This is a genomic window from Psychrobacter sp. VH5, from assembly GCF_050572635.1.
In the GTDB taxonomy this organism is placed as follows: Bacteria; Pseudomonadota; Gammaproteobacteria; order Pseudomonadales; family Moraxellaceae; genus Psychrobacter; species Psychrobacter celer.
This window is the reverse complement of record NZ_CP192145.1, coordinates 875,150-889,857: the sequence shown is the minus strand read 5'-3', so window position 1 is coordinate 889,857 and position 14,708 is coordinate 875,150. Positions and strand designations below refer to the sequence as shown.

11 protein-coding genes are annotated in these 14,708 nt (G+C 47.3%); 2 read left to right on the top strand and 9 right to left on the bottom strand.

Features of this window, described 5'->3' with window-relative positions:
• Positions 1-27 precede the first annotated feature (27 nt).
• The 8 genes from ACNFVB_RS03755 to ACNFVB_RS03720 form a co-directional block, all read right to left on the bottom strand.
• Positions 28-558 (bottom strand): DUF2726 domain-containing protein, encoded by a 531-nt coding sequence (locus ACNFVB_RS03755; RefSeq protein ID WP_430738153.1) that lies wholly within the window; start codon positions 556-558, stop codon positions 28-30.
• A gap of 286 nt (positions 559-844) precedes the next feature.
• Positions 845-2,083, bottom strand: coding sequence for a LysM peptidoglycan-binding domain-containing protein (locus ACNFVB_RS03750; RefSeq protein WP_430738152.1), 1,239 nt, complete (start codon positions 2,081-2,083; stop codon positions 845-847).
• Between the two features lie 240 nt (positions 2,084-2,323).
• Positions 2,324-3,691 (bottom strand): bifunctional tetrahydrofolate synthase/dihydrofolate synthase, encoded by a 1,368-nt coding sequence (gene folC, locus ACNFVB_RS03745; protein WP_430738151.1) that lies wholly within the window; start codon positions 3,689-3,691, stop codon positions 2,324-2,326.
• 162 nt (positions 3,692-3,853) lie between these two features.
• Positions 3,854-4,819, bottom strand: a complete 966-nt coding sequence (gene accD, locus ACNFVB_RS03740) for an acetyl-CoA carboxylase, carboxyltransferase subunit beta (protein ID WP_430738150.1) — start codon at positions 4,817-4,819, stop codon at positions 3,854-3,856.
• A gap of 329 nt (positions 4,820-5,148) precedes the next feature.
• Positions 5,149-5,973 carry a tryptophan synthase subunit alpha gene (trpA, locus tag ACNFVB_RS03735; protein ID WP_430738149.1) on the bottom strand — a complete coding sequence of 275 codons (825 nt, stop codon included), beginning with the start codon at positions 5,971-5,973 and terminating at the stop codon, positions 5,149-5,151.
• 19 nt (positions 5,974-5,992) lie between these two features.
• Entirely contained in the window at positions 5,993-7,486 is a 1,494-nt protein-coding gene (locus ACNFVB_RS03730; protein ID WP_430738148.1) for a PIN domain-containing protein, read from the bottom strand.
• Position 7,487: 1 nt separating this feature from the next.
• A complete protein-coding gene (gene trpB, locus ACNFVB_RS03725; protein ID WP_430738147.1) occupies positions 7,488-8,762 on the bottom strand; it encodes a tryptophan synthase subunit beta in 1,275 nt (424 codons plus the stop codon).
• Between the two features lie 164 nt (positions 8,763-8,926).
• Positions 8,927-9,598 (bottom strand): phosphoribosylanthranilate isomerase, encoded by a 672-nt coding sequence (locus ACNFVB_RS03720; protein WP_430738146.1) that lies wholly within the window; start codon positions 9,596-9,598, stop codon positions 8,927-8,929.
• Positions 9,599-9,825: 227 nt separating this feature from the next.
• Here ACNFVB_RS03720 and ACNFVB_RS03715 point away from each other — a divergent pair, with 227 nt between their 5' ends.
• Entirely contained in the window at positions 9,826-11,430 is a 1,605-nt protein-coding gene (locus ACNFVB_RS03715) for a cryptochrome/photolyase family protein (protein ID WP_430738145.1), read from the top strand.
• Positions 11,431-11,447: 17 nt separating this feature from the next.
• Here ACNFVB_RS03715 and ACNFVB_RS03710 read toward each other — a convergent pair whose 3' ends face one another.
• Entirely contained in the window at positions 11,448-12,227 is a 780-nt protein-coding gene (locus tag ACNFVB_RS03710) for a DUF4230 domain-containing protein (protein WP_430738144.1), read from the bottom strand.
• A 746-nt stretch (positions 12,228-12,973) separates the two neighbouring features.
• Here ACNFVB_RS03710 and ACNFVB_RS03705 point away from each other — a divergent pair.
• Positions 12,974-14,698: a proline--tRNA ligase gene (locus tag ACNFVB_RS03705; RefSeq protein WP_430738143.1), complete on the top strand. Its 1,725-nt coding sequence runs from the start codon at positions 12,974-12,976 to the stop codon at positions 14,696-14,698.
• Positions 14,699-14,708: the final 10 nt, after the last annotated feature.

Sequence of the window (14,708 nt, the reverse complement as noted above, 5' to 3'; positions counted from 1 at the left end):
TTTAATCACGACCAACAACGATCATTATCAGTACGTCTCAATCACCTGCATCAGCTCATATCTGAGCATATCCGCGCTTGGCATACGCTCAGCGTGAAAGCGCACGATAGGGATACCTGCGCTAGCAAGGGCTTTGTCCTTTTTGTCATCGGCTTTTTGGCGTGATTTGCTGCTATGTGTCCAATCATCAAGCTCGATAGCCATTAAGGTGGTCTGCGCGTCGATATCGACGATGACATAATCGACACTCTGACGGCAGATACGATTAAACCAAAAGCTACGCTCGGAGGTCTCATCGCTATTGGCTTCAATGATTCGCGACAGCTGCACCTGCACAAATATGTGATACTCGGGCAAGGCGTTTTTTAATTTTTTAAAAAAAACCACTTCAGTATCAGTCATGATAGGCATCGGTGCAAATGGCCAAATGGCCAACTCATCACCGCGCACAGGCTTTGGCTCAGGCTCGGTGCTTTGACGCTTTGAGGATAGTTTTGGTAACGTAATTAGCCCTAAAAACCCAACAGCCAATATTAAAAATACAACGCCAAACGACATGGTTTTACCTTATAAAATAAACAAGTGATTACCCAAGTTCCAGCTGCGACGGTTCACAAGCACAGCTGGGCATTTGAATAATCACGGCAGGTCAACCTTTTTAGGCTGACAGGCGATACAAAAACAGAATAAATGCGCAGCATGGTAGCGAAACCTACCCAGCCGAGCAATCAATAAAACAAAAAACACGACATCTAGTGTCGTGTTTTCTCATATCATCGAAACAACGAAGGCGTCTATACTCACTACCAGCACTCACTACCAGTGGCGATACATTAGTCGCGGTTTAGCGCCAGTATAATACCCAAGCGCTGGTGGTGTTTACTTTAGGGTCGCTGTTGATCTTGTCTTTGAGCGCCAGCGCTGCCACTTTACCGCGCTCAGGACCGACGATGACGCGGACACCGCGACTGGTCGGACTGGTCTTTACTTGATACCCTGCTGCCTGAAACTTTTTGGCCAATTCATCTGCTTTGGCCTGATCGTTGGCAAGTGCGACTTGCACCCCAAAGCTTCCTTTGGCATCGGTTTCCTTGACCTGTTGGCGGGCATCATGCAGTTTTTGCTGCGCATCACGTTTGGCCTCTGCTGATTTTTTTGCCAATGCTTCTTCTTTTTTGCGCTGCGCTTCACGCGCTTTTTCGGCTGCCGCTGCTTCTCGCTCTAGACGCTGTACTTGTTTGCGTGAGGGAATAGTCAGTGTCTGACCCAGCTGCAGTGAGGTCGAGGGTGACATATTGTTTGCCTGAGCTAGCGCTTCCACCGGTACGTTATACTGTCTGGCAAGTTTAATCAGGCCGTCGCCTCGTTTGACTTCATAGTCAATGGGGGATTTGGGCGGCTCTTTTTTGGCGGCTTCGGCAGCTTTTTCAGCCGCTTGCTTTTTTGCAGCGGCCTGCTCGGCAGCCTGACGCTCAGCTTCTGCTTGACGTTTGGCTTCTGCTTGTTGCTTTGCTTGTTCCGCTTGCTGTTGTCGCTGTGCCAATTCTTTGGCGGCTTGTTGCTCTTTGAGAGCGGCTTGACGTTTGGCTTCTTGCTGCTGGGCAGTTTTTAATTTTTCGGCTGCGGCGGCTTGCGCCGTATTGCTATCAGCGCTTTCAGAACTTTCCGTACCTTCAAGACTTGCTGTCGCCGAAGCGGTATCGTCTTTTTTCTTAGCCGCGGCGCTGTCGCTATCGTCAGCAGCGGTAGTATTTGTTATATATTGCTGGCTTTCTGCGCGCGCTTTGGCCAGTGCTTCAGCTTCAGCGGCTTCTTGCTCAAGCAAAAACTGCTGAGCACGTCTTTCTTGCTCTGCGACGCGTGCGGCGCGCTCTTTTTGTTTTTGTGCCAAGATGCGTTTTTCTGTTTCGATGTCTGTTGTCAATGGCGGCTGCGTGGTTTGCTCAGTACTTGAGCTTTCGACCATCGCTGAGGTCGGCGCAGGCTGACTATTATCGCCGATTTGCTGCACCATAGCGTATAGCATCACGCTACCGCCGATAATCATCCCAATGCCCAATAAGGCTTGTCTCGAAAAGTTCATCCGTTTACGTCTCTTAGTTGGTAATAAGGTTGATTGAGCGGCGCAGCTATCGCTCTAAGACCTTGGCGGGCAAGGCTCTACAAGTTTACCCATCCGTCAGTTTTTTGGCGTTATACGCTATATTTCAATCACTTTGATTATAAAGCATATTTTTCGCGCTGTCTGCTATCACACTTGTGCTAAGCGTAACACGAAAGCAAAGCCCTTTTAATCAATCACAGGTCGTCACCTCATCGATTATCACTGATCGGTGGTCAATGCTGCTAATGCCTCACCGATGGTATGAAACGAGCCACACACCACGATGAGGTCCTGTGCACCGCTCGCTTGCATCACCGCCTGCGTGGCGTCTTTTAATCTGTCAAACTGATGTATCTGCGTCTGCTCGACATGGCGAGACAGGACGCTGTATAAATGCTCGGTACTCGCGGCACGTGGATAGTCAATCTCCGCGATAAACCACTCGCTGATTGGCAAGCCAGCTTGGCTTAAGCGCTGGACGACATGGTCGATATCTTTATCACCTAACATAGAAAACAGCATTTTGATGCTGGTAGGTTGGCTGCCGCTATGACTGTCTTTAGACTCGTGCTGCTCGGCGAGGTGCTGCTGCCAAAGCGGTACAAGCTGCGCCAATAAAAACTCGACACCTTGCTCATTGTGCGCCACATCAAATAGCCAATGACGCTGCTGGGTATGGCGGTAATCAAACCGTCCTGCCAGCTTGACTGTCTGCAGCGCCTGCTCGATGGCACTGATATCGATATCTAATGGACTGGCTAGCACAGCCGATAAGGCATTGGCAGTGTTCATAAGCGACAATGCTGGGCGTGGTAGCTGCATCGTGACAGCGGCATTGCTATACTGCCATGTGGCTGAGTCGAGGCTTTGGTAAGCAAAGTCCTGCTCGACCTGATAGCAGCGCGCTTGATGCTGATCAATCGCCTGCTGCACGCTATCTGGCATCGTAGTCGCCCCATAAATCAGCGTGATATCCTCACGCAAGATACCTGCCTTTTCGCGTCCGATATCCTCGACATTGTCGCCCAACCAATCGATATGATCGATACCGATATTGGTAATCACCGCCATGTCAGGATCGATGATATTGACCACATCCAAGCGACCGCCCAGCCCCACTTCTAATACCCATACCGCGCAGTTTGCTTCGTCAAATATCAATAACGCAGCAAGTGTCGTCATCTCAAAGAACGACAATGTCAAATCGCACTGCAGCCGCGCTGCCTCCACCTTACTAAAGGCATTGATTAAGGTCTCATCGCTGACCATCTCGCCATCGATGCGCACCCGCTCATTAAAAACGCTTAAATGCGGTGATTGATACAGCGCCGTTTTATACCCTGCCGCTTGGCACATTTGCGCAATCACTGCGGTCGTTGAGCCTTTACCATTGGTGCCCGCTACAGTAAATACATAAGCATCGTTTTTGGCGGACTGTACCAAGCCTAGCGCCTCAGCCACTGGCAACACGCGCGACAGCCCCATGTCAATCGCTGACACATGGATCTGCTGCATATAATTGAGCCATTCGGTCAAACTAGACTGGTTATCGGGCGTACTTGAGGTAGCAACTAAGGAGTCAGACATGAAGAAAACCTATCAAAAAAGAATCAAATAAAAGCTGAAGACAGTATATAACTACCGAGCCAAAAAGCAAAAATAGCATTTACCGTGATTGACGATAAATGCTATTTTTAAGAGCAGTCTTGTAGCTGTGCCTATGCGATAAGCGCCATAACCGGTGCGGCGTTACGCATCCACATTGGTGACGTGACACAGTTTTGCCAGCAGACGATAAATGGTATCGATCAGCTGATGACGATGCACCACTTCATCCACCACCCCATGCTCTAACAAAAACTCAGCGCGCTGAAACGGCTCTTCTAAGGTTTCGCGTACCGTCTGCTCGATCACGCGCTTGCCAGCAAAACCAATCATCGCTTTTGGCTCTGCCAAATGAATGTCTCCTAGCATCGCCAGCGAGGCTGTCACACCGCCATAGACGGGGTTGGTCAACACCACAATATACGGTACGCCCGCCAATCGCAAGCGCTCAATCGCAGCGGCGGTGCGCGCCATTTGCATCAACGACAGCAAGCCTTCTTGCATACGCGCGCCGCCTGAGGCTGCAAAACAGACCAGTGGGATTTTTTCCTCAAGGGCTTTTTCAGCGGCTTGTACAAACCGATCACCGACCACCGATCCCATCGAGCCGCCCATAAAGCGAAAATCAAAGGCACAAGTGACAATGTCTAAATTGCGCAGCTTGCCATACATCACGATCAGCGCTTCAGACTCGCCTGTCTTGTCTTGTGCTTCGCTCATGCGCTGCGGATACGGCTTACTATCGACGAAGCTCAATGGATCTTTTGCATTGAACTCTTGCCCCAGCTCGCCATCTACTTGATCGAGCAGCCAGTTTAGACGCTCACGAGCGCTCATCGGTAGATGATGGTCACAATGCGGGCACACATAACAGTTAAAAATCAGCGCGGTATTGGTAATCATCGAGTGGCAGTTGCTACACTTGGTCGATGGTTCAGTCTCAACCGCAGTCAATGGAGCGGTCAGTTGCTGCTTAATACCAGGTATTGGGCGATTAAACCACGATTTGCCAGCAGCATTGCCGTTTTTTTCGGCGCTGGGTTTGTCAGTTGCGGTTTTTTCGATATTGTTTGGAGTTGTCATATCAGCTTTGGTTATTGTATCAGTCATAGTATTCGCTATTATCAAAGGCTTACAGGCAAGTTGGCTCGTTTACTTGTCCCTAAGAGTCCATTTATAAAATCAATTTAATCGTCACAGCACTCGATGATATCAGCCATCAGCAGGTACGCTCATGCGAGACGGTCATAATTTATATGTGAGGTTAGTTTACACACGTAAACTAACTTTAGCAAAGCCATTTCGTGCTGTCTTTATAGACATTGTTATTATAAACCCTGTTATGATAAACCTTGTCATTCGTCCAGCGCGCCGTCGCCTCAGCTCATCACCCCTAGGGACACCTTGAACAACTCACCGCTTACCTATGATACCGTCCGTTAAACTGTCAAACTGTCTAAAGCACCGCGCAGCTCGTCCATTTTTGCCATGATTTTTTGTTGAGCATTGGCCACTGCCGCTACATCACTAGCATCGATATCGGCGAAGTTTTGTACCAGCGCACTACCAACGATAATCCCATCAGCATGCTGTCCGATCGCTTTGGCAGAGGCCGCATCACGGATACCAAAACCTACGCAGACCGGCAAATCGGTCTCTGCTTTGATGGCTTGTACTTGAATGGCGACATCATCGGTATCGAGCGTCGCTGAGCCCGTCACGCCTTTGAGCGACACATAATAAATATAGCCACCGCAGTGGGTCAGCACTTGCTCACGGCGCTCAGGCAAAGTAGTCGGCGATAATAAGAAAATCTCATTCATCGCGTGCTCAGTCAAGTGCTGGGTAAAGCTTCCCGCCTCCGCTGGCGGCAAATCCACCATCAAAATACCATCGACGCCTGCCTGCTCGCATAAGGTGACAAAATTATCATAACCGATGATCTCGACAGGGTTTAGATAACCCATCAGGATAATTGGCGTTTGCGTGTCTTGCTTGCGAAACTCTGCCACCATATTTAGCGCATCGCGGGTGCTGGTCCCAGCTGCTAAGGCGCGCTCGCCTGCCAAGGCAACAGTTGGCCCATCGGCCATGGGGTCAGAAAACGGCAAACCCACTTCGATCATATCTGCGCCGTGCTTGACCAAGTCATGCAATAGACCTACAGTCGTCGCAGGATTTGGATCACCTGCCATCACATAAGGAATCAAGGCTTTCTTGTTTTGTGATTTTAAAGTTTCAAAAGTGCTTTCAATTCGGGTCATAGTGATTCTCTAATATATATTAAATACCAAATTCATAATTAATCATAGTTTCAAACTTCTTACTTTCTTTATCGATAAAACCAACTGTTATATCAATATCAAAATGGAACAGATAGTCTTCAAACTTCTCATTATATTTTTTGATATCCTTCTTTATCATTGAATATATAGTATCAGCGCCAATAGAGTCATTCGTAAAATAATTCATGACAAATACTATATGATATTTCTTGAACTTATTGCCGTTTTCATAGTCTAGCATCAGCCTTTCTAAAATTAGTGGTAGATCACGAAGCCTAAGCCCAGTAGAGAATTTAATAATTATGGGGATGATAGAATCGTTTGGATAAAACCCATAAAAATCATATAAACCATTGCTTCCTTTCTTGATATAAGAATATTTATTTTCTAACCACTCTTCTACAATATCTGAGCCTCTATTACTTAGTGAGTAAAACAGTTCTTTTGGAAAGTTAAGCTGGTTTACTAAAGTGCTATCCTGAACTTTGGTGCTTTCTCCAATCAAATCAAAATATTTATTTTTTTCAAATAAACTGTTTTCATAATAGGTGTTCTTCACATCCTTAATTGCTGCTTCTTTTATTTCTGTCTGAAGGTATTTTTCAGCAAATTTTAAGAAAGACTCTGTATTATAAATATGAAACTTGTCTACATTAGCTTTATTACATATTTCACTCACTAGCTCAGGTCTAGGTCCAATAACTTTAGATCCATTTGAAGATATAATTTGCATCCAATCTTCTTTTTTATCATCTGTAATGAATACTATATTTTTTTTACCTTCTTTTTTAGCGTGCTCTATTATTTGCATCCAAATTATGAGATCACCATAACCATGCTGGTACTTCAATAGGTTATGTGTATAAGGTATAGACTTAGTATTCGATTTTTTTGCTTTTTGAATATCTTTAAAACTTGGTGGAATCTCATTTTCAGCTCTTTCATCCCCATCCTTAAAGACAGCATCTAGCCATTTTTGGCTTTCTGGTGGTTGACCTACTTTGCCTTCAAAAACCTCAGTAATCTTAGCTAAAATATTATCATCAAAGCTATTGTCGAGTTTTCTCAGACTTACCTTTTCTAGTTCTTCAAGTACAGTCTTTTCCAACTCTCTAAATTTTCCTAAAAAGGCTTGAGGATCTATTTGATTGTGCCTCTTTTCTAACTGAAGTTCACTAGATTTATTCTCAATACTCTTAATAGATTCTTCGATATTCTTTTTAATGTCATTTACTTTTCTATTTTGATCAGCTATTACCTCTAATCTATTACGATGAAATTCTAGCAAAACGTGATGAGGTGCCCATACTCTATCACCAAGGTTTTCAATTATTTCGATAATAGCTGTGCTTGTTTCGTTTTTATACCTATAAAGGTTTAGCAGAACATTCGTATCGAATACGAATGTTCCATGCTCCCAAAGTTCACTAAAATCCTCTTCAGAAAGTTGATAAAAACCTTTAAACATCTCTTTAATAGTTTTGTTTTCCATATTACACTTCAATCCCTTCTGCCTTCATCACTGAATGCAAGTCTTTATCACCGCGACCCGACATATTGACGACAATAGATTGCTCAGGGGTCATGGTTTTCGCCAGTTTCAATGCATAGGCGACAGCATGCGCAGACTCTAATGCAGGTATGATGCCTTCTTTGCGCGTGACTTCATGAAAAGCGTGCAACGACTCTTTATCAGTGCAGCCGACATATTCGACGCGTTTCATGTCTTTTAAGAAGCTATGCTCAGGACCGACGCCAGGGTAATCAAGACCCGCTGAGATAGAGTGCGTCTCTTGGATTTGACCTTCATCGTCTGCCATCAAGTAAGTGCGGTTGCCATGCAGCACGCCGATGCGACCAGCGGCCAATGGCGCTGAATGGCGGCCAGTCTCTATACCGTCACCCGTTGCTTCGACGCCATACATTTTAACGTCAGTATCGTTTAAGAAATCAAAAAACAGCCCAATCGCGTTTGAGCCCCCACCAACACAGGCAACCAACGCATCAGGCAATTTGCCGGTTTTTTCTAAATGTTGAATACGGGCTTCTTTACCGATAATCGCTTGGAAATCACGTACCAGTAGCGGATAAGGATGCGGCCCTGCAACGGTGCCGATGATGTAATAAGTGGTGTCAACGTTGGTCACCCAGTCGCGCATCGCTTCGTTCATGGCGTCCTTGAGAGTGCGCGAGCCAGACGTCACTGGCACCACTGTCGCACCAAGCAGGCGCATACGATAGACGTTCATCTTTTGGCGCTCGACGTCATCAGCGCCCATATAGACGATGCACTCTAAGCCTAGGCGCGCGGCAATTGTCGCTGTCGCCACGCCATGCTGTCCTGCGCCCGTCTCGGCGATGATGCGTTTTTTGCCGCACATCTTGGCAAGTAGTGCCTGCCCGATGGTATTATTGACCTTGTGTGCGCCTGTGTGATTGAGGTCTTCACGTTTAAAATAAATCTGCGCGCCGCCGATCTCATCACTCAGGCGTTTGGCATGATAAAGCGGGGTTGGGCGACCGACATAATTGACCAAATCATTGTGATATTCTTCCCAAAAAGCCGGATCAGCTTTGACTTTGGTATATAAGGTTTCAAGCTCTTCTAATGCCGCCATCAGCGTTTCAGAAACAAAACGACCGCCATGGACACCAAAGTGTCCGCGTGCATCAGGGTATTGATTAAAGTCTTGCACATCTGCTGGATTGGTAAAGGTATTGATAGATTTTGCAGCATCAGATAGCGCTTTGTTTGAGGCATGACTCATGATAATTCCTACGATAAGTGGGGGCTTTTAATATAAAGATGAAGGAGATAAAGCGTCTAGGCTTGCCGCCATATCGTCATATAACTAGGCGACAAGCAAAAATTCGGAATAACGAGCAAATAACAACATATAGACATCACATAGACACCAATATAGCAATTATCTTAAAGCCCGTCAGTGACCGTCTCGTTTTGCCATCGGTCACGTTTGACTGCCTTCATAAAGGCGCGCATTTTGGCAGCGTCTTTTTTGCCTTTAGCAGATTCGATACCGCCGCTGACATCGACGCCATAGATAGGTAAATCAAGTGTGCCTGCGACATTATCAGCAGCGAGGCCGCCGGCTAAGACAATCGGTAGCGCGCTGCCCTGTGGTATCAAACTCCAATCAAAGCGCGCGCCCGTACCGCCGTATTTTTGCGGATGATAAGCATCGAGCAAGATACTACTGGCACCCATCGCGGCAAAGCTATCGATACGCGCGCGCACGCTAGCTGCCGTGTCTTGCTCGGCATCGATACGTAGCGCCTTGATCCAGCGTTTATTGACCGCGCTTGCCAGCTGCTGGCACTGCTCAGGCGTTTCGTCGCCGTGGAATTGAATGATGTCAAAAGGTACATGGTTTGCCAGCGCCAGCAGCTCATCGTGAGTCATATTGACCACCAGTGCCACGACACTGACAAACGCCGGTACAGCGGCACTCAATGACTGCGCCTGTTTGGGCGTGACAGCACGCGGGCTTGGTGGGTAAAATACCAAACCAACCGCATCCACACCCAACTGCACAGCGCTCTGAACATCACTAAGCTGGGTAAACCCGCAAAACTTCACCTGCATTGTCTGACCTTAATTTGAAAGGCTTAAAAGATTTAATAGGTTCAATATCTACTTGCACTGAGAGTCTGGTGCTACCAATCTCGTTGTATCCCTTTTATATCGACCTGACGCTATGATGCTGATTTGTTACTTATCTGCCAAACCCATTGCATCAAAAAACTTATCCTAGCATACTTTTATTCATAGTTTTGTTTATGATTACGATTGATTGGTATAAGGATACTTGCATGTCTAAGACTGCGTCTGCTAATGGCGATAACGATGATAATACGGATATGAATATGCCGCATTATCTAATGTGGTTTCGCCGAGATTTACGACTGCATGACAATACAGCGCTGACGGCACTTTGCGAGCGCGCGCAGGCAGATCATGCGCGCGTCAGTGCGGTGTTTTTTTTGACGCCAGAGCAGTGGCATGCGCACGATACTTCCTTAGTACAGGTGGATCATATCGCCCGCACCTTGCCCATACTTGCCAAGGCGCTACAAGCGCAGCTAAACATCACATTGACGGTACAACGTTGCCCCAGCTTTGTCGACTGTATCGACGCGCTCAGCATACTGTGTCAGGACAATAATATCCGCTGTATCATGGCCAATCATGAGTACGAAGGCAATGAGATCGACCGTGATGAAAAATTAGCAAAGCAGCTAGCAAAGGACAATATCGAGTTTGTACGCTGGCATGACCAATGTATCTTGCCACCACAAAGCATCACCACCAATGATGGCGATAGCATGTATCAAGTGTTTACCCCGTTTTATAAAAAATGGCGGCATACTTTGGATATCAGCAGCATACAAATGCATGAAGCCACCGCCATAAATAATAATAAAACCAAGCTAAAATTATCAAAAGACAGCGCCACCACACTACAAGACATCGAAGCATTGAGTAACAAGGTGGTCAGCACTTATCAAAACGCACGACAAAAGGCTGATTTATCGCAGCATCTCGATATGGATGCTCAATTAACAAAAGCCCGCGCCGCCTACCCTGCAGGCGAAACAGCTGCCTGTCAGCGTCTAAACGACTTTATTGCCAATGACATCGACGACTATGATATCAGCCGTGATACACCTAGCCTCGAGGCCACCAGTCAGCTATCCGCCTACCTGACCATTGGCGTCATCAGTCCTAGATTATGCTATCTACAGGCAAGCCTAGCGCAAGAAAAACTACACGGCAATGATGGCGACAATGAAGACATCAATCGCTGGATAAGTGAGCTGGCATGGCGTGACTTTTATCGCCATGTGCTAGTGGACAAGCCGGCTCTTATCCGCCACAAGGCCTATAAAGAAGAGACAGATAAGAAGATTGATTGGTCGTATGACAAGGATGACCTTGAGGCATGGTGTACTGGCAAGACAGGCGTGCCACTCGTTGATGCGGCGATGCGCAGCCTAAATGCGACTGGCTTTATGCACAATCGCCTGCGTATGGTCACCGCGATGTTTTTGACCAAAGACTTGCTGATTGATTGGCGCTTAGGCGAGCGCTATTTTATGCAGCAGCTTATCGATGGCGACTTTGCCTCTAATAATGGCGGCTGGCAGTGGAGCGCCTCAACCGGTACAGACTCTGCGCCTTACTTTCGGATCATGAATCCCTTTAGCCAAGGCAAAACACATGACAAGGATGGCGTGTTTATCAAAACTTGGCTGCCTGAATTAAAAGACATTCCTGCCAGCATCTTGCATAGTGAAGACAAGATGCGTAAAGAGCTGGCAAAGGGCGGCAAGTTTGCTGATATCGACTACCCTGTGCCGATGGTCGAGCATAAAGCGGCTCGTCAGTTGGCCATTGCTGAGTTTAAAAAATCGTAATACAGTCGACTGACGTGCTACGAGGGCAACTGACACGCGCCCGCGCCTTGGGTGGTCACCGTTACCACCGCGCCCGTCATGGCAAATAACTGCTGCAGCTGCGCCTGGGCGTTTTGCAAGGCAATATTCATCACATCACCGCGGCAGGCACGCTCTAGCACTTCTTTTTTTGCCATGGTCTGTGCTTGCGCAAGTATCTTTGGATCGACCTGCATCAACCCAAATGCGCCCGTCTGCCAGTCATAAATCTCAATATCATCCAGATATACTGAAAATATCTCTGACGGCGGTAAGGTGATATTGATTTGCGGCATCATGGCGGCGGTATTGGCGATTGTGGCCTGCGTGTCATTTTGAGCAGCTTTGCGCAGCGCTTCACTGTCAGTCGTTGGATCGGGCTGGATGACTTGCACCATCTCAGGCGTCAGCGCACTCAAATCTATGCCCGCATCGACTCGCCCGCGCGCGATAAACAGCCCCTTTTGTTCATCTTGCCACAGCTTCATCCAGCTGCCTTGCCGCTCGCTGGTAATCACTGTATCCACGCTAAAGGCGACTGTCTGTAGGCGGTTTAACTGCTGAATTTGCGTCACCACGCCCTCACGGCTGATGGTTTCGATAGGCGCTTCTTCACTTGCCGGCTGCATACTATAGATAGCAAATGCCAGCGCGGCCAAACCAATCAGCAATATCAGCCACGACATAAAGGCAATGGGCTTTTTTGTTGGTGGATTTGGCGCTGGATATTTGTTGTCGCGCGCGTTATCCGCAGGCGCTTTATTATCAGGATGATTCATTGACACCACCTTCAGTATTATCAGTTATATAGAGCAGATGAGTCGCTTGGCGACAGCGACTTAACAGCGCTTTTTATTGCCTCGCTATTATCAAATCGTACTTTTATCTCGCTGCGCGATACCACTTGCCTATCTCATCCGCCTGTCTGTCTATAAATGCTACTAATCACCTATTACTTCAAGTAATAGCTACCAAGACGCAACATAACCTGCAACCAGATTATGAGTAAAAATACGCGCGCCATTTGCCATAAATCAGCTTAACACTGATAAATAATCGAGTCTCAATAATCATCTGCCATTCTTTGACCGAAGTTACGGCTGAAAAAACAAAAAGTCATTGCGTCTTGGGCGAACTTTACCTAACATAGACAGATTGTATTGGTAAAATGTCGGCACAGATTTATTGGTCAGGTTTTTTGCAAGATAGGTTTTCATCACAGGTTTGATGACTTTTTCAATTCCGATATGTCGCCGTCTACTCTATCGATACGTCAATCCAAATCTGCCCTTTTATTGTGAGAGCGGTTTTGTGACGATACTGCTTTACCAGTGTCTTTGCCGCAAAAGCGTAGTTGCCCGCGATTAGTGGTTAGAGACCAGTTGCGACACATTATCTACTAGGAAGCCCCTAGTTCATTGCTAAGTGATAAAGGTAAGCTTACGGCGTCCATGAAACGATAGCCCTATGCTCAACACCCCACTATTTCTTATTTTTTTATCGTTGATAAGGTTACGCTTTATTTATGAAAGCCAGTCAATTTTTATTTGCCACTCTAAAAGAAACCCCAAGCGACGCCGACATCGTCTCAAGCCAGTTGATGGTGCGTGCCGGTCTTATTCGTAAAATCGCCTCGGGGCTTTATATCTGGTTGCCCATGGGGCTACGCGTCTTGCAAAAGGTCGAACGCATTGTTCGTGAAGAGATGCAAAACGTAGGCGCTCAAGAGGTCCTGATGCCGATGACGCAGCCCGCTGAGCTGTGGCAGACCACCGGGCGTTTTGATGACTATGGTCCTGAGCTATTGCGCTTTAAAGACCGTCACGATCGGGATTTTGTGCTAGGCCCGACGCACGAAGAGGTCATCACCAATCTGGCCCAAGGCGAGCTCCGCAGCTATAAGCAGCTACCGATTACCTTCTTTCAGATCCAAGGGAAATTCCGCGACGAGATTCGTCCCCGCTTTGGTGTGATGCGCGCGCGTGAGTTCACCATGAAAGACGCCTACTCGTTCCATGTCAATCAAGTTTCGCTCGCAAAGACTTATCATGATATGTATGAGGCTTATACGCGTATCTTCACCCGCTTAGGCTTAGACTTCCGTGCGGTACAAGCGGATACCGGCTCTATCGGCGGCTTTGCCTCGCATGAGTTTCATGTGTTGGCTGACAGCGGTGAAGATGATATCGCTTTTTCTGACTCCTCAGACTATGCGGCCAACGTCGAGCTTGCCGAATCTATCTCATTTAATATGGCTGAACGCCAACCGCCAAAGCAAGAGCGCGAAGACGTGCTCACCGAAGGCATGACCACTTGTAAGATGGTGGCGGAACACTTAGATATTCCGCTTGCCAATACCGTCAAAACCTTGATCGTCCATGGTCATAAAGAAGATGGCTCACCGCAGCTGATTGCGGTGGTACTACGCGGAGACCATCAGCTTAATACCATCAAAGCTGAGAAAATCGAAGAAGCCAACGTGCCATTGACCCTGGCCTCTGATGAAGAGCTAAAAGCCGCTGGCCTGCATAAAGGCTATATCGGTGTGGATTTGGATATGCCGGTATTTGTCGATCGCTCAGCGGCGACCTTGTCAGACTTTGTGGCAGGAGCGAATAAAGTGAATAAACATACCATCGGCATGAACTGGGCACGTGATGCGAGCATTACGCGTATCGTTGATGTGCGTAATGTGCAAGAAGGCGACCCTTCTCCTGATGGTAAAGGCACGCTCAAAATCAAACGCGGCATCGAAGTCGGTCATATCTTCCAGTTGGGCGATAAATACTCACAAGCGATGAACGCAACCGTCTCTGGTGAGGATGGCAAGCCTGTGACCATGATGATGGGCTGTTATGGTATCGGCGTCAGCCGTATCATCGCAGCAGCCATCGAGCAAAATAACGACGAAAACGGCATCATGTGGCCACAAACGCCGACCGTTGAGGACTCGATTGCGCCTTTTGAAGTTGCTATCATTCCGATGAAGTCTAAAGAAGAAACCGTCATGCAAACGGCCACCGCGTTATACGAAGAGCTAAAAGCGCAGGGCGTCAACGTATTGCTAGACGACCGTAACGAGCGTCCAGGGGTCAAGTTTGCCGATCTTGAGCTGATTGGTATCCCGCATCGCATCGTGGTTTCTGACCGTAATTTGGCCGAAGGTAAATTTGAGTACGTCAATCGCCGTGAATCAGAAAAACAAATGCTCGGCCGCGAAGAAGTCATGGCAAAAGTAAGTAGCAAATAGTTTTATTAGT

Coding starts and splice junctions, on each gene's coding strand:
- ACNFVB_RS03755 (WP_430738153.1), bottom strand. CDS start 558: ATGTCGTTTGGCGTTGTATTTTTAATATTGGCTGTTGGGTTTTTAGGG.
- ACNFVB_RS03750 (WP_430738152.1), bottom strand. CDS start 2,083: ATGAACTTTTCGAGACAAGCCTTATTGGGCATTGGGATGATTATCGGC.
- folC (WP_430738151.1), bottom strand. CDS start 3,691: ATGTCTGACTCCTTAGTTGCTACCTCAAGTACGCCCGATAACCAGTCT.
- accD (WP_430738150.1), bottom strand. CDS start 4,819: ATGACTGATACAATAACCAAAGCTGATATGACAACTCCAAACAATATC.
- trpA (WP_430738149.1), bottom strand. CDS start 5,973: ATGACCCGAATTGAAAGCACTTTTGAAACTTTAAAATCACAAAACAAG.
- ACNFVB_RS03730 (WP_430738148.1), bottom strand. CDS start 7,486: ATGGAAAACAAAACTATTAAAGAGATGTTTAAAGGTTTTTATCAACTT.
- trpB (WP_430738147.1), bottom strand. CDS start 8,762: ATGAGTCATGCCTCAAACAAAGCGCTATCTGATGCTGCAAAATCTATC.
- ACNFVB_RS03720 (WP_430738146.1), bottom strand. CDS start 9,598: ATGCAGGTGAAGTTTTGCGGGTTTACCCAGCTTAGTGATGTTCAGAGC.
- ACNFVB_RS03715 (WP_430738145.1), top strand. CDS start 9,826: ATGTCTAAGACTGCGTCTGCTAATGGCGATAACGATGATAATACGGAT.
- ACNFVB_RS03710 (WP_430738144.1), bottom strand. CDS start 12,227: ATGAATCATCCTGATAATAAAGCGCCTGCGGATAACGCGCGCGACAAC.
- ACNFVB_RS03705 (WP_430738143.1), top strand. CDS start 12,974: ATGAAAGCCAGTCAATTTTTATTTGCCACTCTAAAAGAAACCCCAAGC.